Genomic DNA, 24,464 nt, shown 5'->3' with positions numbered 1-24,464 from the left:
CGATTCAGGAGCTAGGTGGTCTGCCTCGACGGTACCGCCCCGTAGAGGGCCTCGCGCATCGCCGTGACGGGGGCCTCGTCGAGGCCGGTGAACTGGGTCCACTGCCGCACGGCCTGCGCGAGCAGGAGCGCGAGCCCGTCGAGGACCTGCACGCCCTGGCGCTCGGCTTCGGCCGCGAGCGGCGTCGGCCACGGGTCGTAGAGGATGTCGAACAGGACCGCGCCGGACTTCCACTTCGGGCGCAGCGTGTCCGTGACGCCCTTGGGGACGGTGGCGATCACCAGGTCGGCCTCGCCGACATGCACGGCCTCCTCCCAGCTGCGGGCCTGCAGCCGGAGCCCGAGCGCCGAAGCGACCGGTTCGAGCTCGTTGATGGCTTCGCGGCGGCGGGCGTAGACCTGCACGCTGCCCGCGCCGAGCGCCTGGGCGGCGGCGAGTGCGGCCCGGGCCGAACCGCCCGCGCCGAGTACTGCGACCTCCTCGGCGGACGCCAGGCCGACCTCGGCCAGCGCGTCCACGATCCCGGGCGCGTCGGTGTTGTCCGCGAGACGGCGGCCGCCGCGCAGCACGAGGGTGTTGGCCGCGCCGATCGCCTCGGCCACGGGCGTGGCCTCGTCGGCGACGGTGAGGGCGATCTCCTTGAGCGGCATGGTGAGCGAGAGCCCGGCCCAGGTCTCGTCGAGCGAGTCGACGAAGCGGGCGAGCGCGGGCTCGTCGCACTCGTGGCGCGTGTAGGTCCAGTCGCGGAGCCCGGCCGCGACGTACCCGGCGTTGTGGATCACCGGGGACAGCGAGTGCTCGATGGGCTTCCCGAGGACGGCCGCGCGCACTACTTGATCATCCCGTTCTCGGTGGCCGTGATGATGTTCTGGTCGTGCTCCTCGTAGGTCTCGGCGAACAGGGCGCTGCCGTCCTCGAACGCGGTCACGAAGAACAGGAAGTCGTTCGGCTCGGGGGCGGCCGCGGCCTCCAGTGCGGCGGCGCCGGGGTTGGAGATGGCGCTCGGCAGGTACCCGGCGTGGTCGGGGGCGCTGGGCGACCACGGGTTGTCGGGGTCGCGCATGACCGCGCCCCAGTCGATGTCCTCGCCGGAGGTGAGCGCGTCGTCGCCGCTGATGAGGCGGCCGTAGTTCCAGATCGCCTCGGACTCGAAGCAGTTGCAGTTGGTCTGCTCGTGCGAGTACGGGTTGATGTACAGCTTGTTGTACATGACCTGGGCGATCTTCGGGTCGTCCGAGGCGATGCCCGACTCGGACTGGACGATCGAGGCGATCTGCAGGGCCATCCAGGGCTGGATCTTGAACTCGCCGTTCGTGGGCGGGTAGAAGGTCTGGTTCTCCATCGCGCTCGGGTCGTAGTCCGGGTCGGGGTCGGGGATCGAGGCGAGCTTGTCGAGGAAGCCGATCTCCGCGATGGTCTCGTTGAAGCGCTTGACCATCTCGGAGAGCATGAACTCGGCGGTCATGGTCTCGTCGAACTCGTACGCGGACGGGAACAGGAAGCCCTCGACGGACTTGACCTGCCGGTCGCTGAAGCCCTCGAACCAGATCGGGTCGACGCCGAGCGCCTCGGGGTCTTGGGCGGCGGCCTCGAAGTCCTCGATCGGCACCCCGGTGTAAGCGGAGAGGATCTCGTACACCTCGAAGCTGCGCTTGCCTTCGGGGACCACGACGTGGTCGAGCGTGAGGTTGCCCGGGTCGATCATGAACGCCAGCGCGGACGCGGCGGACATCTCCTCTTCCATGGCGTAGGAGCCGGGCTGGATGGAGGTGCCGGAGTCCCCGTCGTCCTCGGAGGCGTTGAGGAACGCCTTCGCGGAGGCCACGACGCCCTCGGATTCGAGGTGGTCGGCGATGTCGGAGACCAGCCAGCCGCTCTCGACGGTGACGACGACCTGGTTGCCGTTGCCGTCGCCGGTGAAGTCCTCGGCGACGAAGTAGTCCTTGATGACGTTGTTGTACGCCCACCAGCCGCCGACGCCGATGATGGCGAACAGGGCCACGACCAGGGTCATCGCGATCAGGGACTTGCCGGAGTCCTTGCGCCGGTGGCTCCTGGGAGCATCCGTGCGCTCGTCCTCGGTCCGGAAATCGCCGAGCATCCTGTTCTCTACCTCCGCCGCTGGTCCAGCCATTGCTGGAGGATCTCCACCGCCGCCGCCTGATCGACGATGGAGCGCTTCCGGCTGCCGCGCACGCCGCCTTCATTGAGTCTGCGTGTCGCGACGGCGGTGGTCATGCGCTCATCGGTCAGGGTCACCGGTACTGGCGAGACGTGGTCGGCGAACCGTTCCACCCAGGCTCGGGTGTGGGCGGCTGCCGGCCCCTCCTCACCCGAAAGAGTAACGGGTAGGCCAACGACGATTTCGACAACCTCGTACTCGCGGACCGTTTCGGCGATTTCACGGATATCGCTCGGAATGTCCTCACCAGCGGTTTTGAGGTCGCGACGAACCGTCGCGACCGGAGTGGCGAGAATTCCGTCGGGGTCGCAGACGGCGACGCCGATGCGGGCCTTGCCGAGGTCGATGCCGAGACGGCGGCCCCGCGTCCAGGTGGACGCGGGGCCGTTCGCTGAGTCGTTCATCTACGCCGTGATCGCGCCGGTGACGGCCGCGAGCAGCTGCGCGGCCTGGTCGGCCGGGACGCCGCCGCCCTGGGCGACCTCGTCGTTGCCGCCGCCCTTGCCGGACAGCGCGGCCTTCACGAGCGCCTGCGCCGAGACGTGCTGCGCCTGCGCGGCCTTGTTCGCCGCGACGACGATGCTGGCCTTGCCGCCCGCGGTCGCGACGACCGCCGCGACGCCGGGCTGGTCCTCGGGCAGGTGCCCGCGGATCTGCATCGCGAGGTTGCGCACGTCGCCGCCCTTGGTGCCCTCGGGCGCCTGCACGGCCGCGACCTTGACGGCCCCGACCTGCTTCGCGTTCGCCGCGAACTCGGCGGCGCGACCGGAGACGGCCTTCGCCTGGAGCGTCGCGAGCTCGCGCTCGGCGTCCTTGGTGCGCTGCAGGATCGCGCGGACGCGCTCGAGCACGTCGCCGCGCTGGGCACCGATCTCCTCGGCGATCTGCGTGACGAGGTCGCGTTCGCGCGCCAGGTACTTGTAGGCCTCCATGCCGGTGGCGGCCTCGACGCGGCGCTGGCCGGAGCCGACCGAGGACTCGGCCGTCAGGACGAGCGGGCCGATCTGGGCCGAGCGCTCCACGTGGGTGCCGCCGCAGAGCTCGCGCGACCAGGGGCCGCCGATCTCGACGACGCGCACGGTCTCGTCGTAGGTCTCGCCGAACAGCGCGACCGCGCCGAAGTCCTTGGCCTCCGGGAGGGTCATGTACTGGACGGCGACCTGCAGGTCGTCGCGGACGGCGCGGTTGGAGACCTCTTCGATCTCGCTCCTCGTCTCGTCCGAGAGCTTCGCGCGCCACGAGAAGTCCAGGCGCAGGTAGCCGGGCCGGTTGAACGAACCGGACTGGAGCGCGGTCGGGCCGAGCACCTCGCGCAGGGCCGCGTGGACCACGTGCGTGCCCGAGTGCGCCTGGCGCGCACCGAGACGCCACTCCGCGTCGACCGAGGCCTCGACCTTGTCGTCGAGGACCAGTTCGCCTTCGAGGACGCGGACCTTGTGGACCACGAGCTTCTTGACCGGGCGCTGCACGTCGAGGACTTCGGCGAACAGGCTCGGGCCGACGAGCTTGCCGGCGTCGGCGTGCTGGCCGCCGGACTCGGCGTAGAACGGGGTCCGGTCGAGGACGACCTCGACGATGTCCCCGGCCTTCGCGAGCGGGACCGACTGGCCGTCCTTCAGGAGGCCGATGACGCGCGACTCGGTGTCGAGGGTCTCGTACGCCTTCCAGTCGGTGGGGCCCTGCTCCTGGAGGAGCTGCCAGTACGCGGACAGGTCCGCGTGGCCGGTCTTGCGGGCCGCCGCGTCCGCCTTCGCGCGCTGGCGCTGCTCGGTCATGAGCTGGCGGAAGCCTTCTTGGTCGACCGAGAGGCCCTGCTCCTCGGCCATCTCCAGGGTCAGGTCGATCGGGAAGCCGTACGTGTCGTGCAGCTCGAACGCCTTGGTCCCGGAGAGGGTCTTGCCGCCCTCGGACTTCGTCTCGGTGACGGCCGTGTCGAGGATCGTCGTGCCGTGCTTGAGGGTCTTGAGGAACGCCTCCTCTTCGCCGTACGCGTAGGACGAGATCCGCTCGAAGTCCGTCTTGAGCTCCGGGTACGCGGTGGACATGCGCTCCATAGCGACCGGCAGCAGCTCGGGCATGGCGGGCTTGTCGTAGCCGAGCAGGCGCACGGCGCGGATCGCGCGGCGCATGAGGCGGCGCAGCACGTAGCCGCGGCCCTCGTTGGAGGGCACGACGCCGTCGCCGATGAGCATCAGCGAGGAGCGGACGTGGTCGCCGATCACGCGGAAGCGGATGTCGTCCGGGTGGGACTCGGAGGCGGTGTGCGAGGTCGAGACGCCGTAGCGCTTGCCCGTCAGCTCCGAGGCCTTGTCGATGATCGGCCGGACCTGGTCGGTCTCGTACATGTTGTCGACGCCCTGGAGGAGCGCCGCCATGCGCTCCATGCCCATGCCGGTGTCGATGTTCTTCTTCGGCAGGTCGCCGGTGACCTCGTAGCCCTCCTTGGCGGGGCCGCCGCCGCGGAGGTTCTGCATGAACACGAGGTTCCAGAACTCGAGGTAGCGGTCCTCGTCGACCTCCGGGCCGCCCTCGGGGCCGTAGGCCGGGCCGCGGTCGTAGTACAGCTCCGAGCAGGGGCCGCACGGGCCGGGGATGCCCATCGACCACATGTTGTCGGCCTGGCCGCGGCGCACGATGCGGTCGAGCGGCAGCCCGATCTGCTTGTGCCAGATGTCGATCGCCTCGTCGTCGTCGAGGTAGACCGTGGCCCAGATCTTGTCGCCGTCCAGGCCCAGGCCGCCCTTGTCGACGTCGCCGGTGGTCAGGTCCCAGGCGAAGCGGATCGCCTGCTCCTTGAAGTAGTCCCCGAAGGAGAAGTTGCCGTTCATCTGGAAGAACGTGCCGTGGCGGGAGGTCTTGCCGACCTCGTCGATGTCGGGCGTGCGGATGCACTTCTGCACCGACGTGGCGCGGTTCCACTCGGGGGTCGCCTGGCCCAGGAAGTAGGGCACGAACGGGACCATGCCCGCGGGCACGAACAGCAGGTTCGGGTCCTCGAAGGCGGGCAGCGGTGCGCTGGGGACCACCGTATGGCCGTTGGACTCGAAGAACTTCAGAAACCGGCGTTGGATTTCAGCGGTCTCCATGGGGCACCTCCTTCAAGGTCTGGCTAGAACAGCCGACCCGGCACGGCCGGGTCGTCGTCGTCTTCGGTGAGCAGCGGCTGGATGTCCGCGCCGCGCTCGATCGCGTCGAAGAGCTCGGCCTCTTTGGCCTGTTTCGCCTCGGAGACATCGGCCCAGAACGCTTTGAACGATTCCTTCATTTCAGCACCGGCGCCGCTCACACGCTCGGCGACCCCGCCGGGAGTGACCGACTCCGCGGCCTTCGTGACCTTGCGGACCACGATCACGCCGACCGCGATGCCGATGCCTACCCAGATCATCCGTTTCAACACGGGAACTCCTCAACCAGATTTTCGACGAGGCGGCTATTCACCGGACTTGCCAGGCTTCGCCTGGCGCTTGGCCTGGCGCTTCGCTGACCTTTTCGACATGCGCGAGGCCTCGACCATGCGGCGCACCTGCTGCTCGTCGACCTCCTGGCCGCGCTTCTTCACGGCCGAGCGGAGCCCGAACCCGAACGCGGCGGCCTTCACCAGCGGCGAGCCCACGGCCGAGACGACCAGGCTCGTGATGTTGGCGACGTTCGACGAGATGTGCGCGGCGTTCCCGGTGATCGTGCCGACCTTCTCCAGCTCGCCCTCGACCTGCACGAGCGAGCCGTTGACGTTGTCGAGGGTCGTGTTGACGTTCCGCAGGATCGGACCGATCTCGTGGTCGACCTTGTCGAGCGTCTTGTTGACGCGGTTGAGGGTCGCGGTGGCCTTGTTGATGAGGCGGAAGGCGAGCATCACGCACAGGAGGAAGAAGCCGAGCCCGGCGAGCAGGACCCCCAGCTCCCAGACGCTCCCGGTCCATCCAGCCGCCACGGTCTCCTCAGGCACGGTCTCCCCCTGTCGCCATCCGGTGGGCCCCACCGGCATTGCATGTGTGGTTGCTCGGTCCTCTCAGACCTGAAAAGCGACCGCCGCGCGGTGCCGTCGGCGAAGCCGGGCTCACGCGCGAGTGCGGCGCGGTACCGACCTTACCTTGCGGGACCGGACATCCGGCGCAACGGGGCGGTCACTCCACAGTCCAGTCACCGGCTAGTCGTAGACGCGCTCCTCGGCCAGGCGCGGCAGGGCCGCCTGCGCGGCGACCACGGCCGTGACCTCGGCGCCCACGCACAGCTCGTAGCGGTCCCCGCAGTCGACCGGGACGACCCACAGCTCCAGGTACAGCTCGTCCCGCACGTAGCAGCCCTCCTCGCCGAGGCCGCCCACGCACTGCTCGGCGTCGGCCGGCATCCAGCCCGCGTTCAGCACCGCCTGCCAGTACTCGTTCGCCGTGTCGTCCACTGTGCCTTCAGAGGTCCAGGTGCGCATGCGGACCCGGCACTCCCCCAGGCACCAGCGGCTGCCGTAGGTCTCGTCGTGCACGCTCACCGCAGCCCAAGCGGGCACCGTCAGCTCGTCGACCGCCCGGCGCGTCGGGTCCACCGTGAACGCCCGGCCCAGCCACAGCACGGCCGCGACCAGGAGCACCGCGAGGACCGCGATGACCGCCACGGTCATCCGCAGCCGCTCGATGCGCGCGCCCGACCGCTCCAGGTCCGCCGCGATCCGGCTCGACAGGCGCCCGGCGCGGCGCGGCCCTTCAGCCGCCATCGGCAGGCCTGCGCACGATCCGCCGCAGCTTCTCCAGCCGCTCCCCGATCTCGGCCTCCAGGCCGTGCCGGGTCGGCCGGTAGTAGTCGGTCCCGGCGACCACATCGGGCGCGTACCGCTGCGGCACGACGCCGCGCGGGTCCGAATGCGGGTAGACGTAGGCCTTGCCGTGGCCCAGATCGCCGGCGCCCTTGTAGTGGGCGTCGCGCAGGTCCGGCGGGACCGGGCCGATCTTCCCTTGGCGCACATCGCGCATCGCCTCGTCGATCGCGGTGATGACCGCGTTCGACTTCGGGGCCGTCGCGAGGTGCGCTACGGCCTGCGCGAGGTTGATGCGGGCCTCCGGCAGGCCGATCCGCTCGACGGCGGTCGAAGCGGCGGTCGCGGACAGCAGCGCGGTCGGATCGGCCATGCCGACGTCCTCGGAGGCGAAGATGACGAGGCGGCGGGCGATGAACCGCGGGTCCTCCCCCGCGACGAGCATCCGCGCGAGGTAGTGCATCGCGGCATCCACATCGGAGCCGCGCAGGCTCTTGATGAACGCGCTGGCGACGTCGTAGTGGCCGTCGCCGTCCCGGTCGTAGCGGACCGCGGCGGTGTCGATGGCGGCCTCGACGATCGCGACGGTGATCTCCGGTTCGCCGTCGGCAGTGAGCGCGGCGGCTTCCAAGGCGGTCAACGCTTTACGCGCATCACCGGCGGCCGTGCGGACGAGGTGGTCGCGGGCCTCCTTCTCCAGGGTCACCGCGCCGCCCAGGCCGCGCTCGTCCTCGACGGCGCGGTCCACGAGCTCGCCGATATCGGTGGCGTCGAGCTCCCTGAGCGTCAGGAGCACGCAGCGGCTCACGAGCGGCGCGACCACGGAGAAGTAGGGGTTCTCAGTGGTGGCCGCCAGGAGCGTGATGGTGCGGTCCTCGACGGCGCCGAGCAGGGAGTCCTGCTGGGTCTTGGTGAAGCGGTGCACCTCGTCGATGAACAGGATCGTCTGGGGGCCGCCCGTGCGGCGGATGCGGCGGGCCTCGTCGATCGCGGCGCGCACGTCCTTCACACCGGAATTGAGCGCCGACATGGCGCGGAAGCGCCGGTCACCGGACTGCGCGACCAGGTGCGCGATCGTGGTCTTGCCCGAACCCGGTGGGCCCCAGAGGATCACCGAGAGCGGCTGGCGGCCCTCGACGACCTGGCGCAGCGGCGAACCGGCCCCGAGCAGGTGGTCCTGGCCCACGAGCTCGTCGAGCACGCGCGGGCGCATGCGCACCGCCAGCGGCTCGTCCCCCGAGGCCGAACCGGTGCCCAGAATGCCGCTGGTGCTGACGGCAGAGCCCTGCGGCTCGGGCGGCGCGTTGTCGAACAAACCTGGAGCGTCCATATCGCGATCAGCGTAAGCCATCGGCATGAGCACTCCGCAGATCAGCGTCCGAACCGGGAGGTTCCACACCAAGTGGGCAAACGAAACGGCCGCCGCACCGGGAAGGTGCGGCGGCCGGAGTGCTTGCGGGGCTTACATGCCGCCCATCGAGGAGGCGAACTCCTCGAAGTCGTGCAGGTTCGTCGACTCGGGGGCCTTGATGTCGTAGGAGCCGCCGATCTCGACGATCTCGCTGGTCATCTCCATGACCATGCCCTCGATCTCGGGCATCGACATGGTCATGGTCTTGAGCAGGCCGTCCTCGTCGAGGGTCACGGTCACCTTGGTGCCGTCGACCATCGCGGCCGCGTCGGCGCCGGTGGTGCCGGACAGGGCCGACATCGCCTCGGAGTCGCCCGCGAGCGTGCCGGAGTAGACGCCGTCGCCGGTCTCCTCGACATCAGTGAGCTCGGTCAGGATCATCTCGGTCTGGTCCGCGAGGTCCATGCCGCCGTACATGGCGTAGGCCTCGGCCATCGCGTCGTCGGAGGTGAGGTCCATGGTGAACCAGGCGTCCTCGCCGTAGCTCTCGGCCATGGCGTCGAACATGCCGCCGGTCATCTGCATGTACATCGTGTTGTCGACGACGACGGTCTCGGTGTGCATGTCGCCGAACATGGCCGCCATCTCCGGCGGGACCTCCTCGCCGGAGGCCTCCATCATGGCGCTCATGAAGATGTCGGCGCTGGCCTGGGAGTTCTCGCCCTCGTAGGAGCCGGTCATCGCCATGAACTCGGCGCCGTCGATGGTCATGGAGGCTTCCATCGCGTACGAGTCGGCGTTCAGGTTCTCGACGGAGGCGAGGATGGCGTCCTGCGGGCTGAGCGCGGCGGCGGCGCCGGGGTCGGCCTGGCCGGTCTCGTCGGAGGGCTGCTCGTCGGCGCCGCACGCGGACAGGCCGAGCGCGATGGCCGGGACGGCCAGCGCGCCGATGAGACGGGTCGCGGTACGCGAAGACATGGGTGCTCCTGGGTTTCGGGGAGATCTGAGTTCCGGTTCCGAGCATAAGGGACGGCTTCCACACCCGCAGGCCTGAAAGCCGCCCTCTGCTCATGCGCGGGGGCACCTAGGCAGGTGCCGTCACAGGGCGGCACCCTGGCGGGTGCATTACCAGGCCTCTTGCAGCCGTTCGTACTCAGCGGCAGTGATCGGCAGCACCGTGCCGTGGCGCGGACTCGACGGCAGGTCGTAGTCGGCGACGGGGGTCCACTCACCTGAGGCGAGGTCGGTGGTCTCGAACGGGACGTAGCCTCGGCCGCCGAACTCGTCGATGAACAGGTACCACTTGTCTTCGGTGTTCGACTTGAAGACGAGCGGGCCCTCACCGGCGCTGATGGCGCCGGAGCCGATGCAGTCGGCGAGGAACTGCCATTCGGCGTCGGCCGCGAGGGAGGTCGCGGTCTCGGCGAGGATGAACTTGCCGCACGGCGTGGAGGCGGAGTTCGAGCGCTCGTCCTTGGTGAAGCGGTAGTAGGTGCCGTCGGACTCGATCATCGTGGAGTCGATGGTGGAGTAGCCCTGGTCGACCCAGACCTGCGCTTCGCTGAAGTGCACGAAATCGCGGGTCGTCGCATACATCATCCTGTGGTAGAAGCCCTCGGAGTGGTCGTCGGTGGTGAAGAGCGGGGACGCCCAGTAGACGACGTAGGCGTTCTGCGCGGGGTCCCAGTAGGCCTCGGGGGCCCAGGTGGCGCCGGCGTTCTCGGGCGAGACCTCGACGAGGCGGCCTTCGGACCAGTTCACGAGGTCGTCGCTCTCCCACACCATGATCGAGAGGCTGCCGTGGCGCTGGGCGCGGTTCCAGTCGCCGTTGCCGTTGATCTTGAGGTCGGTGGCGATGAGGAAGAACCGGTCGCCTTCGGGCGAGCGGATGAGGAACGGGTCGCGCACGCCCTGCTCGCCCTGGTCGGACGTGAGGATCGGCTGAGCGTCATTGAGTTCGGTGAAGGTGAGCGGGTCGTTGCCGTCGCTGAGGGCGCCGTAGACCTGCTCGCCGGTGGGGGTGCCTTCGCCGGTGAAGTAGGTGAAGAAGTAGCCGGTGTAGTCGGCTTCGGCGGGGAGCGGCGGGACGGTGGCGATGAAGGTCAGCTTCTCCTTCTCGCCGCCGCGTTCGACGGTGGCCTTGAGCCTGACGGTGTAGGTCTCGCCGCCGGGTTCGGCGCGGTGCACGAGGCCGTCGTTGGCGATGACGGCGCGGTTGTCGGACTTCCAGGTGATCTTGGAGCCGTTGGCGCCTTCGGTGGGCAGGTAGATCGAGGAGCGGACGTCGTCGAGGTTCGGGATCGAGACGGCGGCGGCGTCGAGGGCGACGGCTTCGGTGTCGTCGTATTCGGCGAGGATGGTCGCCGTGAAGTCGCGTTGTTCTTGCACGGAACCGAGGATAACGGTTGCCGTGAGCGTGACCGTGGCGTCGTCGGCGTCCATGGCCGGGCGGGTGACCGTGCCGTCGGCGGCGATGACCCCAGGTTCGCTTGAGGCCCAGGTGATCTGGGAGCCGTTCGCGCCTCTGGTCGGGAGGTCGAGATCGCCGGTCACGGCGCTCGTGTCGCCGAGGTCGAGCGCGGCGGCGTCCTCGGCGGCCTTCTCGGCGCTGATGTGGGCGGCCTGCTCGCCGATCTCGGCGCCGGTGAGCGCGCCGTCGTAGATCTTGAAGTCGGCGAAGCTGCCGTTGAAGTAGCGGTCGCCGCTGTAGAGGGAGCGGCCGAGGTAGTTGGCGGTGGTGGCGCCGGAGCCGATGTCGCCGGGGGTGGTGGTGACGCCCTCGTTGCGGGCGACCTCCTGGCCGTTCAGATAGAGGACGGCGGTGCCTTCGGCGAGCGTGTAGGCGAGGTGGTTCCAGGTGCCGCGCGCGAGGTTCTGGCCGGTCGAGGCGTTCTGCTCGCAGGTCCAGTGGCAGGTCGAGATCGAGGTCCGGTAGCCGTTGCCGGTGGTGAAGAGATAGCCGTTGCCCCAGGAGCCGCTGGAGTTGCCGAGGCCGTAGATGAAGTACGGGCTGGCCTGCTCGGGCTCGATGTAGACCTCGGCCGTCACGGTGATCGCGTCGAGTCCGGCGAGGAGGTTGTCGGGCAGGTCGACGTAGTCGTCGACGCCGTCGAGCTTGAGGCCGTCGTCGTTCCAAGTGCCGCCGACGAGGGTGCCGTCGCGGCCGTGGCCGGAGGCGTCGGCGACGACGGCGCCGCTCGTCTCGTCGAACTGGTACCAGAGCAGGGGGCCGTCGGCGGGCGCGCCGACCGCCGCCGAGGCCGGAAGCACCACTGCCGCAATGGCGGTGAGCGCACCGATGAATCGCTTAGACGTCACTGTCCAACCAATCTTCATTTGAGCGATCACGCAGGCGGGGACCGTGGTGATCGGTAACCAACAGGGCTGCGGCCAGCTTATTCCGACCATCGACATAAGCGAACGTGCGAATGTCACGATTCTCGATCGATTCCGAGGGAACGGCGGGTCGGTGATCGGGAACGCGAAAGGCCCCGGGCAGCGCCCGGGGCCTCGCTGCCGTTGCAGCCGTTAGTTCGCCGGATCGCTGCCGGCTTCACTGGTCGGCTCCGCCGGAGTCGTGGGCTCTGCTGCGGAGGTCGTCGGGTCCGGAGAACTCGGCTCCTCAGAGCTCGGCTCCTCGCTGCTCGGCTCCTCCGAAGGCGTCTCGCTGGGCGTCTCTGAGGTCTCCTCGGCAGTGGACGGCTGCCAGTTGTCGTCATCGTCGTCGTCTTCGGAGCTCTCCTCCGCCGTCGAAGGCTCGGCCTCCGAACTCGGCTCGGCTGACGACGACGGCTCAGGAGTCAGGATCTGGCCGTCCGGATTGTTGTTCGCGTTGTTGATCCAGATGATCAGTCCGATGACGACCAGGACGGCGACCACGGCAGCGGTGATGATCCACGGTGTGACGTTGCCATTGTCCTCCTGCTGCGCCATCTGCCCGGTGGGCTGCTCGGCGGTGTTCCCGCCAGCGCCCGCACCGACACCGGCGCCCAGGAGCGCGGTCTGGTCGGAGCCGAAGTACTGGGTCTGCTGGCCGTCGGGCGGCGTGGTGGGCGCGACGGGGATGCCGCCGGTGACGACGCGGCCTTCCCTGGCGGAGCGGGCCATCTCGGCGGCCGAGGTGTAGCGGGCGCGCGGGTCCTTCTGGAGGGACTGCAGCACGACCTGGGCGACCCCGGCCGGAATCTCCCGCGAGAGCGGCGGCGGGGCCTGGGTCATGTGGCCGTTCATGACCGCGACGGGCGTGTCGGAGACGAACGGCGGGCGGCCCATGAGCGCTTCGTAGGCGACGATGCCGAGCGAGTAGAGGTCGCTCGCGCCGGTCAGTTCCGCGCCGTTGAGCTGTTCGGGAGACGCGTACGCGAGCGTTCCCATGACGGTCCCGGTCTCGGTCAGGCCGGAGGCGCCGCGGGCGGCGGAGATGCCGAAGTCGACGATCTTGGCCGCGCCGGTCTCCTCGTCCACGAGGAGGTTGGCGGGCTTGATGTCGCGGTGGATGATGTCGTGGCGGTGGGCGGTCTCCAGCGCGTCCGCGGCGGCGGCGACGATCTGCATGACCTCGGCGGGCGGCAGCGGCCCGCGGTCGCGGAGGATCTCGGCGAGCGAGCGGCCGCGCACGAGTTCCATGATGAGGTAGGAGACTTCGCCGTCGTCGTTGGTCTCTTCGCCGTAGTCGTAGAGCGCGACGATGCCCGGGGACTGCAGTGCCGCTACGGCTCTGGCCTCAAGCTGGAAACGGGTGCGGAACTTGTCGTTACTGGACAGTCCAGCGTGGAGGATCTTGATTGCCACGGTGCGGCCGAGCCGGGTGTCGGTGCCTTTCCAGACCTCCCCCATGCCACCTGCGGCTAGCCGCTCATCCAGTCGATAGCGACCCGCCACCAAGGTCCCGCTCTGCACGTCGAACCCGCTCCTCTTACTCCTGCATCGGACGGATGTTACATATAGCAGCCGTCAATGCGCCGCGGTCGCCGCCTTCACGGACTCCTGCCAGTCGGAATTGGCTGAGGGGCAACCGGGCACGCCTGAACGAAACGGCGGCCCGGGCCGTAGGCCCGGGCCGCCCACTACGACATCGTAGGGCTAACCGGCAACCGGTTCGGTACCCGCTTCCTCTTCAGGCACGAAGTCGATGCCCGCTTCAGCGCGCTGCTGGGGGGTGATCGTGGTGGGAGCCGAGGTCAGCGGGTCCATGCCGCCGCCGGCCTTGGGGAACGCGATCACATCTCGGATCGAATCGGACTTCGCCAGCAGCATGCAGACGCGGTCCCAGCCGAGGGCGATGCCGCCGTGCGGCGGGGCGCCGTACTTGAGGCCCTCGAGGAGGAACCCGAACTGCTCCTTGGCTTCCTCGTGGGTGAGGCCGAGCACGTCGAAGACGCGGCTCTGGACCTTCGCGTCGTGGATACGGATCGAACCGCCGCCGAGCTCGTTGCCGTTGCAGACGATGTCGTACGCGTAGGTGAGCGCGTTCGCCGGGTCGGACTCGAACTTGTCGACCCACTCGGGGTTCGGCGAGGTGAACGGGTGGTGGATCGCGGTCCAGCCGCCGGTCTCGGTGGCCTCGAACATCGGCGCGTCGATGACCCAGCAGAACGCCCAGGCGTCGGGGTCGATGAGGCCGGTGCGCTTGCCCAGCTCGAGGCGGGCCGCGCCGAGCAGCTCCTGGGCCTCGCGGCGGTCGGTCGAGGCCGCGAAGAACACGGCGTCACCGGCCTTGGCGCCGACGGCGTCGGCGAGCCCGGCCAGGTGCTCCTCGGAGAGGTTCTTGGCGACGGGGCCCTTCGGCTCGCCGGTCTCGGCGTTGAAGGTGATGTAGGCGAGGCCCTTGGCGCCGCGCGCCTTGGCCCAGTCCTGCCAGCCGTCGAGCTCCTTGCGGGTCTGCGAGGCGCCGCCGGGCATAACGACCGCGCCGACGTAGCCGCCGGCGTCGATCGCGCCCGCGAAGACGCGGAACTCGGTGCCGCGCAGGTAGTCGGTGAGTTCGACCAGTTCCTGGCCGAAGCGCAGGTCGGGCTTGTCCGAGCCGTAGCGGTCCATGGCGTCGTGCCAGGTCATGCGCGGGATCGGCAGCTGGATCTGGTGGTCGGCGAGCTCGGCCCAGAGGGCCTGCACGACGCGCTCGCCCAGGTCGATGACGTCGTCCTGGTCGACGAAGGAGGCCTCGATGTCGAGCTGCGTGAACTCGGGCTGGCGGTCGGCGCGGAAGTCCTCGTCGCGGTAGCAGCGCGCGATCTGGAAGTACTTCTCGAAACCGCCGACCATGAGGAGCTGCTTGAACAGCTGCGGCGACTGCGGCAGGGCGTACCAGGTGCCGGGCTGGAGGCGCACGGGCACGAGGAAGTCGCGGGCGCCCTCGGGGGTCGAGCGGGTCAGCGTCGGGGTCTCGATCTCGACGTAGCCGTCCTCGACCAGGAGGCTGCGGGCGATGTGGTTCGCCCTGGAGCGCAGGCGGATCGCGTTGTTGGGGCCGGTGCGGCGCAGGTCCAGGTAGCGGTGGCGCAGGCGGATGTCCTCGGAGACGTCCACGTGCTCGTCGATCTGGAACGGCAGCGGCGCGGCCTCGGAGAGCACTTCGAGGACGGTCGCGGTGACCTCGATCTGGCCGGTGGGCAGGTCGGGGTTCTCGTTGCCTTCGGGGCGGCGCGCGACGGTGCCGGTGATCGAGACGCAGTACTCGTTGCGGAGCTTCTGGGCGGCCTCGGCGGCCTCGGAGTCGCGGAAGACGACCTGGACGACGCCAGAAGCGTCGCGAAGATCCACGAACTCCACCCCGCCGTGATCGCGGCGACGCGCCACCCATCCGGCGAGGGTGACTTGCTGGTCGACGTCAGCGGCACTCAGCGTGCCGGCGAGGTGTGTCCGATACACGGGTTCAAAACTCCTCGAAGGAAACGGTTGGTCGATTGACCGGCGGATCCGGTACGCGGCCGCGGGCCTCGCCCGGAACGCCTCGCCGCGGCCCGCGTCGCGGGCCGGGGACGATGACATTCTCTCGAGAACCCGGTGCCAGCAGCAATCGTATAACCGCCCGTGCCGCAGCGAATCGCCCGTGCCGCCCGCCACGGCGGGCGTCACGCAGGTCACGGCGCGGGGCGACCCGCGACCGCGCTGCGGCGCGCTCAGCGCGCCAATGCGCTGAATCCGAGGAGCCGCACCACCACGTCGAGGAAGCGGCGGGCGTCGGCGACGATCGCGTCCGCCTCCTCGGGGGTGACGATGTCGGGGATGCCGGCCTGCGCGAGGACCCGTTTGCGGGCGGTGCGGGCGAAGTGCGACGCCCACTCCTCCAGCTCCGGGGCCACGCCCCGCAGCAGCTCCCAGGTGCTCGACGGGCGGCCGGGCCGCCGCCTGCCCGTGGCGTCGCCCGCGCGCACGGCGAGCACGGCCACGGCCACCCGGAGGGCGGCCAGGTGCGCTTCCGCGTAGCGCTCGCCGGGACGGGTCCGTTCCGCCGCGTCGTCCAAGTCGACGCGGGCGGTGGCGAGGAGCTGGAGCGGGGAGCGGTTGGGGAGCTGATCGGCGGGGATGCGCAGGCGCGAGTTCTGCACGGTGCCCGCCTGCACCAGTCGGGGGCCGCCCGCGCCGCGGGCTCCCGCGGGCGAGGCGGATCGGGTAGTGGCGGGTCGAGAAGCTGCCATGACGTGGGCCTCCAAAACCTGTTCGAACTTGCGTTCGAGAAATATGGAACCACAGGGGTCCGACATTGCCAACCCCCATCGTCGCCCGAAATCAGCGAATCGCTACTGACTGTCGCGCATCCGACAGCACAGTCATTGCACGGCAACAGAAAAGGGCCGTGAACCTGACGGCTCACGACCCCTGATCCTCACCTGAGGCACACCGGGTGTTCGAAAAACGCGGGGCGCCTGCGCTTCGCGGCCCGCGTCCTGCGGGCTACTCGGCGATCTGGTCGATCATGCGGAGGTGGCCGCGCGCCTCGTCGGCGCGGCCGAGCCGCTGCAGGGTGCGGCCGAGGAGCAGCCGGGCGTAGAAGTCCGCCGGGTTGGCCTCGACCATCTTCTCGGACAGCTCGAGCGCCTTGTTCAGCTGCGCCGACTTGAAGTAGGCGCGGGCGGCGGTGAGCATGACGTCCGGGTGGTCCGGGTGGTCGCGCAGCAGGGGCGCGAGGAACTGCAGGGCCCCGAGCGGGTCCTTCAGGGCGAGCATCTCCTCGGCGTCGCGCAGCCGCCGGGTCTCTTCAGGGACCTGGCGCGGCCGCGAGCTGACGTCGATGAAAGCGGCGATCTGGTCGTCGGTGATGTCGTCGTAGCGCATGGACTCAACAACACGAGCGCTCCGCGGAACATTCCCGGCGTTGAGTCGCCGCGCTGCTCAGTCGTTGCGCAGTGCCGTCGACACCACGATCACCAGCTGCAGCAGCCCCAGCGCCGCCAGCAGCATCCAGGCCGTCACCGCGATCGTGATAGCGCCGCCGATCCACTGCTGATACTGCCCGCCGCCCGCGACGGCGATCACGCCCGCCGCGCCGAAGCCGAGCGCGACGACGAGTTCGCGGACCGACCGCTCCCCCATCGTCGTCATGCCGAGGTCCCGCAGGCCCACCTGCCGGGCCCGGTTGCGGGTGAGCACGTACATCCAGCACAGCGCGCCGGTGACGGTGACGCTCCAGCCGGGCGCGCCGAGGAACCACAGCGAGATGAGCCAGGCCCCCTCGGAGAGGCGCGCGGCGAGCGGCTCGAACACCAGGACGCGGCGCGTCAGGCTCGTCGAGCGCGCCGCCAGGAGCGCGTACGAGGAGTCGGCCAGCGCGGTGATCGCGATGAGCGGCAGCGAGACGAGGATGACGGGTCCGCCGAGGAGGACGCAGGCGGGGATGAGGAGGCTGGCGAAGAGGCCGACGCCGACGACGGCGCCGGGCTGGAACCGGGTGGAGAGGATGACCCTGCCTACAAGGGAGTCGGCGGGCACTCGGGTGCGCATGGATGTTGTTGTAGCAGACGGCATCAACCGCGCATTCGCAGCATCGAACATAGAAGAGGACTCTACGTGTCTGTACGGTGACCGCAATCCCTCGATCGGGTAGCCGACACTCGTCCTTCTCCTACGGGCGGAGGTTCTGCCAGACGCGGCGGGTGGAGCGGGAGTGGTTCAAGGTGGTGAAGTGCAGCCCGGGGGCGCCTTCGGCGAGGAGCCGGGCGCCCATGTCGGAGGCGACTTCGACGCCGATGTCGCGGATGGCGTCGCGGTCGTCCCCGCAGGCGCGCAGGCGCGCGGCGAGGGGTTCGGGGAAGCTCATGCCGGTGAGTACGGCGAACCGCTCGATCTGCTTGATGTTCGTGACGGGCATGATGCCCGGGACGATCGGGATGTCGCAGCCCGCGGCGGCGACGGCGTCGCGCAGGCGCAGGTAGTCCTCGACGTCGTAGAAGATCTGGGTGATCGCGAAGTCGGCCCCGGCGCGGCACTTGTCGACGAAGTGGCGCACGCCGGTGTCCCAGTCGACGTCGCGCGGGTGGCCTTCGGGGAAGGCGGCGACGCCGACGCTGAAGTCGCCGGACTCTTTGATGAGTTCGACGAGTTCGCGGGCGTGGAGGACGCCTTCGGAGTGCTGGACCCAGTCGGCGCGCGGGTCGCCCGGCGGGTCGCCGCGCACGGCGAGGATGTTGCGGACGCCGACGTTGGCGAAGTGGCCGATGAGGTTGCGCAGCTCGGCGATGGAGTGGTTCACGGCCGTGCAGTGGGCCATGGTCAGGAGGGTCGTCTCGGAGTTGATCCGGTCGGTGGTCTCGACGGTCTTCTGCCTGGTCGAGCCGCCTGCGCCGTAGGTGACGGAGACGTAGTCGGCGTTGAGGCCCTCGAGGGCGCGGATGGTGCGCCACAGGACGGTGTCGGCGTTCTCGTCGCGGGGCGGGAACATCTCGAACGAGAACTTCGGCATACCCGAGCGCAGCAGATCGCCGATCTTGGCGGTCTTCTGCGGCATCACGCTGGGCACTCCGAGAGTCATGCCTGCAAATGTAACGGCACGGGTACACGTGTGCTGACCTGCACTGGCGACCACCCAATAGTTGGGACAGAGCGGCGACGACCTATGGTTCGACCCGTGGAGCTCAACGACCGCATCGACGCCGCCCTGACCGTGTTCCTGGACCGGCAGGCCGCCGTGATCTGCGGGATCGACGACAGCCTCGGGGCGTACGCGGACGCGGTGCGCGATTTCGTGCTCATGGGCGGGAAGCGGCTGCGTCCGGCGTTCGCGTACTGGGGTGCGCGCGGCGCGGGGCTCGAGGACTCTCCAGAGCTTGTGGCCTGCGTGGCGTCGCTGGAGCTCTTGCAGGCGTCGGCGCTGATGCATGACGACCTCATCGACGGTTCGGATACGCGCCGGGGCATGCCCTCGATCCACAAGCGGTTCGCGGCGCTGCACGAGGCCGAGGGCTGGTCGGGCCGGCCCGGCGGGTTCGGGGCGGCGGCGGCGATCCTGCTCGGCGACCTGTGCCTGGCGTGGTCGGACGAGCTGTTCTGCTCGGCGGGGATGCCCTTCAAGGCGGTCGCGGCGGCGCGGGGCGATTTCGACCTGATGCGCACCGAGGTGAGCGCCGGGCAGTACCTGGATGTGCTGTCGGAGGTGCGCCGGGACGTCTCGGAGGCGACGGCGGCGAAGGTGGCGCGGTACAAGTCCGCGAAGTACACGATCGAGCGGCCCATGCTCATCGGCGCTTCTCTGGCGGGCGCCCCGGAGCGGGTGCGGGCGCACTACTCGGCGATCGGGCTGCCGCTGGGCGAGGCGTTCCAGCTGCGCGACGACGTGCTGGGCGTGTTCGGCGACCCGGCGCAGACCGGCAAGCCCGCCGGGGACGACCTGCGGGAGGGCAAGCACACGTTCCTCATCGCGCGGGCTTCGGCGGCCGCGGACGCGGCGCAGCGGGCGGCCCTGGACGCGGGGCTGGGCGACCCGGACCTGGACGAGGCCGGGGTGCAGCGGCTGCGGGCGGTCCTGATGGACACGGGGGCACTGGCCGACACGGAGGAGCGGATCTCCTCGCTTGCGGCGGAAGCCGAAGCGGCGCTTGAGGACTCGCGCCCGGACGTGGACCCGGCGGCGCTGCAGGTGTTCGCGGGCCTGCTGGTCAAGGCCGTGAAGCGGGACTTCTGAGTTCCGTCCACGTTGGACTTAGGATTTTCGGCCCGTCCCCATTCACCCGAATGGGCCGAATGACACCCGCACGGGTGACCCAACGGTTACCACTCGCGCCCTCGCTCGTTGATCCGAGTGAATGACACGAAACGGACGGTGGGAAACAGTGGGACTCTTCGGCGCCATCGGGCGCGAGACCAGGGGCGCGTTCCGCTCCCTCGGTTACGACCTGCGCCAGTCGCGGCGCTTCCGGCGGGCCGGTGCGATCGCGGTGGTGGCGGTCGCGGGCGGCATGATCGCGACAGGGGCGCTGCTGCGCGAGCCCGTGCCGGGCCTGCAGGACCTCGCCGACGAGGGCGCGGACATCACCGAGGGCTGGTTCGGCCTGGGCGCGGACACGACGGGCCAGGACGCGGAGGCCTCAGAGGAGGCGACCTCGCACCCGCCCGCCGCTGGCGGCGGCGCCGCCGACCCGGAGGTCGCCGAGGACACGCCGTCGAGCGATCCGCGGAGCAAGAACCCCGGCAACGCACCGGGACTCGTGCCGGTCGGCGGGGAGACCTCCGACCCGGTCGAGGAGGGCGGCGAGCAGTCGCCTACGCCCACACAGGAACCCACCGAGGAACCGACGGAGGAGCCGACCACGGACGCGCCGACCGAGGAGCCCACCGAGGAGGAGCCGACCACCGGGGAACCGACGACGGAAGAGCCGACGCCGAGCGCGTCGCTGCCGACGACCGACGGCCCGACCGCGTCCCCGGACCCGACCGGGGAACCGACGACCGAGGCCTCCGCGGAGCAGGCGCCGCGCGGCTCGACCGCGCCGATCCCCCGCAAGGGCCGCATCGGCTGACCTGCAGCGTTACGTCGCTTTCGCCTCGGCCAGTTCGGCTCTGATAGCGGCGATGTTGCGCTTGACGGCGGCCACGTCGGGCCCCTCTTCGACCGCCTCGCCCCGGCGCTGGTCGCGGGCCACGAGCGTCGCCAGGTTCACCAGCTCCCGGTGCAGCTGCCCGAGCAGGTGCGAGGCCTGCTTGCCCCAGCGGCGGTGCGCGTGCTTGCGGGCCCGGCGCCTGCTGCGCAGCGACCGCATCTCGGTGAGGTCCTCCGTGGTGACCACATGTTCGTCCTGATCGGACATGGTGGTGACGAACCAGTGCCATTCCGCGCGGGCCGCGAAATGGTAGAGCACGAAGAACAGCCCCAAAAGGAACAGGCCCTTGCCGTAGCTCAACGGGATCGCCAGCGCGGGCGGCATGCTCGCCGGGATCGGCAGGTTCCAGAAGCCGTGCATCCCCAGCGCCAGCGCGTACAGCCCGATCGCGACGCCGAGCCGGGTGCTGAAGCGGCGGCGCGTCTGCGTCACGAAGAACGCGATGCCGAGCCCGGCCGTCCCCGTGTACAGCGGATGCGACCAGGGCCCGGCGATGAGGACGCGCGAGAAGGTCGCACTCAGCGCGCCTGCAACATCGGAGTTGGGGTTGAGCAGCGCGAAGTTGACCGCGTAGGTGAGGTTCTCGACCACCTGGAAGCCCAGTCCGACGAGCGCGCCGTAGATGAGCCCGTCGATGGAGCGGTCGAAGTGCTCGCGCACGATGAGGACGAGCAGGACCACGCCGAGGGCCTTGAGCCACTCCTCGTTCACGGGCCCGACGATGGGCGGCCCCCAGGTGCGGGCCCACTGCGCGTCGAAGAACTCGGCCAGGACCACGAGCGCGGCGTTGTTGGCGAGGATCGCGAAGGCCACGGCCGCGAGGCCGCCCCAGCACATCGCGGCGGCCCGCACCGTCGGCGGTTCGCGCTCGAACAGGTCGAGGCGGGCGAGGATGTCGAGGAAGAAGAACGCGAGGACCGCGTTGATGCCGATGGAGATCCACAGCGCGGTCGCGATGTCGCCGTAGTCGGGCGAGAGGACCCGGCCGAGTTCGAGCAGGCCGTAGACGAGGCAGGCGACGAACAGCCAGTAGGCGGGGCGCCGGAGCCGGATGAACGCGCCCTGGCTCTCGACGACGACGCGCTCGGTGCGGACGTTCACTTGCCCTCCAGCTCGAACGTGGCGATGAACGGGTCGGGGTCGACGGTGGCGCTGGCCGGGTCGTCGCCGGGGGCGATGAGGATGAGGATCGCGGCCGCGCCGCCGTCCTTGCCGACCACGGTGATCGAACCGGCGGTGTCGGGTCCGACGAGGTCGGCGCGGTGCCCGGACAGGCCCGAGGCGGCGTTCGTGTACGGGCGCTCGTTGAGGTAGGCGAGGTCGCTCGCGGCGGTGACCGGCTCGGCGCGGCGGGCGAGGAGGTTCGCGAGGTTCTGGACGTCGGTGTCGACTTCGACGGTGGCCGCGAGGCCGCCGTGGCGGAAGTTCTGGCGCTGGTCGGCCATGTGGACGCCCGGGGAGGTCCAGCCCGCGCCGGGGAGCTTGAAGTCGAGGCTCGCGGCCGGGACGGGGAAGGACTGGAGGTAGAGGGTCTCGCCGGTGTCGATCTCCTGCACCGAGTCGCCGAGGGACCGTTCGATGCCGATCCAGAACACCAGCGGCAGCGCGATGGCGACCGCGGCGACCACGGCGTGCCAGGTGCGGCCGCGTTCGATCCCGAACCGGTTCAGACGGATGGTGACGTCGCCCAAAGTCCCCTCCCCGAGCCTTGACACGCGTGGATATCAAGGTACGGGAAGGGGACCGGGAATGGTCCCGGTTTCCGCGACCCGGGGCGCGAACACCCCTGCCGCGGAAGGGAGCTCAGGCGACCTTGGTGGTCCAGTCGTGGGTGTCCTCGGCGCGGCCGTGCTGCAGGTCGAGGATGGTCTGGCGCAGCTGCATCGTGAACTTCCCGGCCTCGCCGCCGTTGACCTGGAACTCGCCGCTGCGGCCCTTGACGGTGCCGACCGGGGTGATCACGGCGGCGGTGCCGCACGCGAACGCCTCGGAGAGCGCGCCGGAGTTCGCGTCGTCCCGCCAGCGGGCGAGCGAGTAGTCGGTCTCGCGGACCTCCCAGCCGGCCTCGGTGGCGAGCGTGAAGATCGCGTCGCGGGTGATGCCGGGGAGGATCGTGCCGAGCTTCGGCGTGTACAGGACCCGCTCGTTCTCGTACACGAAGAACAGGTTCATGCCGCCGAGCTCGTCCACGTTCTCGTACTTGACGGCGTCGAGGAAGACCACCTGGTCGCAGCCGTGCTCCATGGCCTCGGCCTGCGGGAGCAGGCTCGCGGCGTAGTTGCCGCCGCACTTGGCGGCGCCGGTGCCGCCCGGTCCGGCGCGGTTGAACTCCTCGGAGACCCACAGGGTGAGCGGCTTGGGGCCGCCCTTGAAGTAGGCGGCCGCCGGGGAGGCGATGACCAGGTACGTGAACTCCTTGGCGGGGCGCACGCCGAGGAACGCCTCGGAGGCGAACATGTACGGGCGCAGGTAGAGGCTGGCCTCCTCCTGGCCGGGGACCCAGTCGCCGTCGACGGCCAGCAGCTCGCGGATCGAGGCGAGGAACCACTCCTCGGGCAGGTGCGGCATGGCCATGCGCTGCGCCGAGAGGTTGAGTCGGCGGGCGTTCGCCTCGGCGCGGAACAGGCCGATGCCGCCGTCGGGGTAGCGGTAGGCCTTGAGGCCCTCGAAGATCTCCTGAGCGTAGTGGAGGACCGCCGCCGCCGGGGAGAGCGTGAGGGGCCCGTAGGGCTTGACGGTGGCGCTGTGCCAGCCGCGGCCCTCGGTCCAGGTCATCTGGAACATGTGGTCGGTGAACACGGTGCCGAACACGGGGTTGGCGATGAGCGCGTCCCGCTCGGCGGCCGGGGTCGGGTTCGGGTGCGGCTCGTGCCGCAGGTCGGGAAGACCTTCGCTGGTCATTGGTTCTGTCCTTCAGTGCAAGTGGCTCGGGTGCGGTGCTGTATTTGGTCCTGATGCCTAACTTACCGCTCGTTCAGGTGGTCGGGCGGCGCGTGGCCCGGTCGGACTCCGACACGGAAAAACGCCCGGCGAGGCGCTCCTGTCGGAGCGCTGGCCCGCCGGGCGTCGAAGCTGCTTGGGTGTTAGCTGAGCTGTCCGGCGACGTCGGCGGCTACTCGGTCGCCTACCTCGCCGGTGCGGATCTTGGTGCCGGAGTCGCGTCCGGCGAGTTCGCGCTCCACCGCGGTGTTCACGGCGGCGGCCGCGTCGGGGCGGCTCAGGTGCTCCAAGAGGAGCGCGGTGGAGGAGATCGCGGCGACCGGGTCGGCGATGCCCTGGCCCGCGATGTCGGGGGCCGAGCCGTGCACGGGCTCGAACGTCGACGGGTGCGTGTGGTCGGGGTTGATCGAGCCGGTCGCGGCCAGGCCGATGCCGCCGGTCACCGCCGCGGCGATGTCGGTGAGGATGTCGCCGAACAGGTTGTCGGTGACGATCACGTCGAACGTGTGGGGTCGGTTCACCAGGAACATGGCGGCCGCGTCGACGTGCTGGTACTCGGTCGTGATGTCCGGGTACTCGGCGGCGACCTCGTCGAAGGTGCGCTTCCACAGCCCGCCCGCGTGCACGAGCACGTTGGTCTTGTGGACCAGGGTGAGGTGGCCTCGGCGGCGCTTGGCGCGCTCGAACGCGTCGCGGATGACCCGCTCGGTGCCGTAGCGCGTGTTCAGGGACTCCTCGGTCGCGATCTCCGCGGCCGAACCGGTGTGGAGGTTGCCTCCGGCGCCGGTGTACAGGCCCTCGGTGCCCTCGCGGACGACCACGAAGTCGATGTCGCCGGGCTTCACGTCGGCCAGCGGGGTCGGCGCGCCCGGGTAGAGGCGGCTGGGCCGCAGGTTCACGTACTGGTCGAACTCGAAGCGGAGCTTCAGCAGCAGGCCGCGCTCGAGGACCCCCGGCGGGACCGACGGGTCGCCGATGGCGCCCAGGAGGATCGCGTCGTGCTCGTCCAGTTCGGACAGGACGCTGTCGGGGAGGACCTCACCGGTGCGGTTGTAGAGGCGCGCGCCCAGGTCGTACTCGGTCGACTCGTAGCCGGGAAGGGCCACGGCGAGCACCTTCTGCGCCTCGGCGATGACCTCTTGCCCGATCCCGTCGCCCGGGATGACCGCGATCCTGCTCATGCTGCCTCTCTGGTTTCGTCCTCAGTCG

22 protein-coding genes are annotated in these 24,464 nt (G+C 69.9%); 2 read left to right on the top strand and 20 right to left on the bottom strand.

What is annotated here, in order from left to right:
- Nucleotides 1–11: 11 nt before the first annotated feature.
- From ACZ60M_RS00895 to metF, 16 genes are all read right to left on the bottom strand, one after another.
- Nucleotides 12–830 carry a shikimate dehydrogenase gene (locus ACZ60M_RS00895; protein ID WP_465413337.1) on the bottom strand — a complete coding sequence of 273 codons (819 nt, stop codon included), beginning with the start codon at nucleotides 828–830 and terminating at the stop codon, nucleotides 12–14.
- On the bottom strand, nucleotides 830–2,134 hold the full coding sequence (locus ACZ60M_RS00890; protein ID WP_465413335.1) for an endolytic transglycosylase MltG: 1,305 nt from the start codon (nucleotides 2,132–2,134) through the stop codon (nucleotides 830–832). The genes ACZ60M_RS00895 and ACZ60M_RS00890 overlap by 1 nt, the downstream gene beginning before the upstream one ends.
- Nucleotides 2,110–2,586, bottom strand: a complete 477-nt coding sequence (gene ruvX, locus ACZ60M_RS00885) for a Holliday junction resolvase RuvX (protein ID WP_465413334.1) — start codon at nucleotides 2,584–2,586, stop codon at nucleotides 2,110–2,112. The genes ACZ60M_RS00890 and ruvX overlap by 25 nt, the downstream gene beginning before the upstream one ends.
- A complete protein-coding gene (alaS, locus tag ACZ60M_RS00880) occupies nucleotides 2,587–5,268 on the bottom strand; it encodes an alanine--tRNA ligase (RefSeq protein ID WP_465413332.1) in 2,682 nt (893 codons plus the stop codon).
- 23 nt (nucleotides 5,269–5,291) lie between these two features.
- The gene (locus ACZ60M_RS00875; RefSeq protein ID WP_465413330.1) at nucleotides 5,292–5,579 is read right to left on the bottom strand and encodes a hypothetical protein; all 288 of its coding nucleotides are present in this window, start codon (nucleotides 5,577–5,579) and stop codon (nucleotides 5,292–5,294) included.
- A gap of 33 nt (nucleotides 5,580–5,612) precedes the next feature.
- Nucleotides 5,613–6,128 carry a DUF948 domain-containing protein gene (locus ACZ60M_RS00870; protein ID WP_465413329.1) on the bottom strand — a complete coding sequence of 172 codons (516 nt, stop codon included), beginning with the start codon at nucleotides 6,126–6,128 and terminating at the stop codon, nucleotides 5,613–5,615.
- 201 nt (nucleotides 6,129–6,329) lie between these two features.
- Nucleotides 6,330–6,890 (bottom strand): hypothetical protein, encoded by a 561-nt coding sequence (locus ACZ60M_RS00865; protein ID WP_465413327.1) that lies wholly within the window; start codon nucleotides 6,888–6,890, stop codon nucleotides 6,330–6,332.
- Nucleotides 6,880–8,259: a replication-associated recombination protein A gene (locus ACZ60M_RS00860; RefSeq protein ID WP_465413325.1), complete on the bottom strand. Its 1,380-nt coding sequence runs from the start codon at nucleotides 8,257–8,259 to the stop codon at nucleotides 6,880–6,882. The genes ACZ60M_RS00865 and ACZ60M_RS00860 overlap by 11 nt, the downstream gene beginning before the upstream one ends.
- A gap of 132 nt (nucleotides 8,260–8,391) precedes the next feature.
- On the bottom strand, nucleotides 8,392–9,258 hold the full coding sequence (locus ACZ60M_RS00855) for a hypothetical protein (RefSeq protein ID WP_465413323.1): 867 nt from the start codon (nucleotides 9,256–9,258) through the stop codon (nucleotides 8,392–8,394).
- Between the two features lie 147 nt (nucleotides 9,259–9,405).
- Complete coding sequence (locus ACZ60M_RS00850; protein WP_465413321.1) at nucleotides 9,406–11,598, bottom strand: immunoglobulin-like domain-containing protein; 2,193 nt, start codon at nucleotides 11,596–11,598, stop codon at nucleotides 9,406–9,408.
- A 210-nt stretch (nucleotides 11,599–11,808) separates the two neighbouring features.
- The gene (locus ACZ60M_RS00845) at nucleotides 11,809–13,161 is read right to left on the bottom strand and encodes a serine/threonine-protein kinase (protein ID WP_465413487.1); all 1,353 of its coding nucleotides are present in this window, start codon (nucleotides 13,159–13,161) and stop codon (nucleotides 11,809–11,811) included.
- A gap of 201 nt (nucleotides 13,162–13,362) precedes the next feature.
- Entirely contained in the window at nucleotides 13,363–15,150 is a 1,788-nt protein-coding gene (gene aspS, locus ACZ60M_RS00840) for an aspartate--tRNA ligase (RefSeq protein WP_465413320.1), read from the bottom strand.
- Nucleotides 15,151–15,401: 251 nt separating this feature from the next.
- Nucleotides 15,402–15,920, bottom strand: a complete 519-nt coding sequence (locus tag ACZ60M_RS00835) for an SAV_6107 family HEPN domain-containing protein (RefSeq protein ID WP_465413318.1) — start codon at nucleotides 15,918–15,920, stop codon at nucleotides 15,402–15,404.
- A 256-nt stretch (nucleotides 15,921–16,176) separates the two neighbouring features.
- Nucleotides 16,177–16,557 (bottom strand): tetratricopeptide repeat protein, encoded by a 381-nt coding sequence (locus tag ACZ60M_RS00830; RefSeq protein WP_465413316.1) that lies wholly within the window; start codon nucleotides 16,555–16,557, stop codon nucleotides 16,177–16,179.
- Nucleotides 16,558–16,614: 57 nt separating this feature from the next.
- A complete protein-coding gene (locus ACZ60M_RS00825; RefSeq protein WP_465413314.1) occupies nucleotides 16,615–17,223 on the bottom strand; it encodes a hypothetical protein in 609 nt (202 codons plus the stop codon).
- A gap of 121 nt (nucleotides 17,224–17,344) precedes the next feature.
- Entirely contained in the window at nucleotides 17,345–18,250 is a 906-nt protein-coding gene (metF, locus tag ACZ60M_RS00820) for a methylenetetrahydrofolate reductase [NAD(P)H] (RefSeq protein WP_465413312.1), read from the bottom strand.
- A gap of 84 nt (nucleotides 18,251–18,334) precedes the next feature.
- On the opposite strand from metF, the gene ACZ60M_RS00815 reads away from it, so the two are divergent.
- Together ACZ60M_RS00815 and ACZ60M_RS00810 are read left to right on the top strand one after the other, a co-directional pair.
- Nucleotides 18,335–19,399 carry a polyprenyl synthetase family protein gene (locus ACZ60M_RS00815; RefSeq protein ID WP_465413310.1) on the top strand — a complete coding sequence of 355 codons (1,065 nt, stop codon included), beginning with the start codon at nucleotides 18,335–18,337 and terminating at the stop codon, nucleotides 19,397–19,399.
- A 148-nt stretch (nucleotides 19,400–19,547) separates the two neighbouring features.
- The gene (locus ACZ60M_RS00810; RefSeq protein WP_465413308.1) at nucleotides 19,548–20,234 is read left to right on the top strand and encodes a hypothetical protein; all 687 of its coding nucleotides are present in this window, start codon (nucleotides 19,548–19,550) and stop codon (nucleotides 20,232–20,234) included.
- 9 nt (nucleotides 20,235–20,243) lie between these two features.
- On the opposite strand, the gene ACZ60M_RS00805 is transcribed toward ACZ60M_RS00810, so the two are convergent.
- The 4 genes from ACZ60M_RS00805 to ACZ60M_RS00790 form a co-directional block, all read right to left on the bottom strand.
- The gene (locus ACZ60M_RS00805) at nucleotides 20,244–21,416 is read right to left on the bottom strand and encodes a PrsW family intramembrane metalloprotease (protein ID WP_465413307.1); all 1,173 of its coding nucleotides are present in this window, start codon (nucleotides 21,414–21,416) and stop codon (nucleotides 20,244–20,246) included.
- Nucleotides 21,413–22,006: a hypothetical protein gene (locus tag ACZ60M_RS00800; protein WP_465413305.1), complete on the bottom strand. Its 594-nt coding sequence runs from the start codon at nucleotides 22,004–22,006 to the stop codon at nucleotides 21,413–21,415. The genes ACZ60M_RS00805 and ACZ60M_RS00800 overlap by 4 nt, the downstream gene beginning before the upstream one ends.
- 112 nt (nucleotides 22,007–22,118) lie before the next feature.
- On the bottom strand, nucleotides 22,119–23,216 hold the full coding sequence (locus ACZ60M_RS00795; RefSeq protein WP_465413303.1) for a branched-chain amino acid aminotransferase: 1,098 nt from the start codon (nucleotides 23,214–23,216) through the stop codon (nucleotides 22,119–22,121).
- Between the two features lie 182 nt (nucleotides 23,217–23,398).
- The gene (locus ACZ60M_RS00790; protein WP_465413302.1) at nucleotides 23,399–24,436 is read right to left on the bottom strand and encodes a 3-isopropylmalate dehydrogenase; all 1,038 of its coding nucleotides are present in this window, start codon (nucleotides 24,434–24,436) and stop codon (nucleotides 23,399–23,401) included.
- Between the last annotated feature and the right edge of the window lie 28 nt (nucleotides 24,437–24,464).

Source organism: Glycomyces sp. NPDC050141 (genome assembly GCF_055586545.1).
This window is presented reverse-complemented; position numbering and strand designations above follow the sequence as displayed.

Bases quoted from the DNA above. Each gene is read 5' to 3' on its own strand.
- ACZ60M_RS00815 (WP_465413310.1), top strand. From the start codon at position 18,335: ATGGTTCGACCCGTGGAGCTCAACGACCGCATCGACGCCGCCCTGACC.
- ACZ60M_RS00860 (WP_465413325.1), bottom strand. From the start codon at position 8,259: ATGGACGCTCCAGGTTTGTTCGACAACGCGCCGCCCGAGCCGCAGGGC.
- alaS (WP_465413332.1), bottom strand. From the start codon at position 5,268: ATGGAGACCGCTGAAATCCAACGCCGGTTTCTGAAGTTCTTCGAGTCC.
- ACZ60M_RS00890 (WP_465413335.1), bottom strand. From the start codon at position 2,134: ATGGCTGGACCAGCGGCGGAGGTAGAGAACAGGATGCTCGGCGATTTC.
- ACZ60M_RS00830 (WP_465413316.1), bottom strand. From the start codon at position 16,557: ATGCGCTACGACGACATCACCGACGACCAGATCGCCGCTTTCATCGAC.
- ruvX (WP_465413334.1), bottom strand. From the start codon at position 2,586: ATGAACGACTCAGCGAACGGCCCCGCGTCCACCTGGACGCGGGGCCGC.
- ACZ60M_RS00855 (WP_465413323.1), bottom strand. From the start codon at position 9,258: ATGTCTTCGCGTACCGCGACCCGTCTCATCGGCGCGCTGGCCGTCCCG.
- ACZ60M_RS00795 (WP_465413303.1), bottom strand. From the start codon at position 23,216: ATGACCAGCGAAGGTCTTCCCGACCTGCGGCACGAGCCGCACCCGAAC.
- ACZ60M_RS00825 (WP_465413314.1), bottom strand. From the start codon at position 17,223: ATGCGCACCCGAGTGCCCGCCGACTCCCTTGTAGGCAGGGTCATCCTC.
- metF (WP_465413312.1), bottom strand. From the start codon at position 18,250: ATGACTCTCGGAGTGCCCAGCGTGATGCCGCAGAAGACCGCCAAGATC.
- ACZ60M_RS00865 (WP_465413327.1), bottom strand. From the start codon at position 6,890: ATGGCGGCTGAAGGGCCGCGCCGCGCCGGGCGCCTGTCGAGCCGGATC.
- ACZ60M_RS00790 (WP_465413302.1), bottom strand. From the start codon at position 24,436: ATGAGCAGGATCGCGGTCATCCCGGGCGACGGGATCGGGCAAGAGGTC.
- ACZ60M_RS00835 (WP_465413318.1), bottom strand. From the start codon at position 15,920: ATGGCAGCTTCTCGACCCGCCACTACCCGATCCGCCTCGCCCGCGGGA.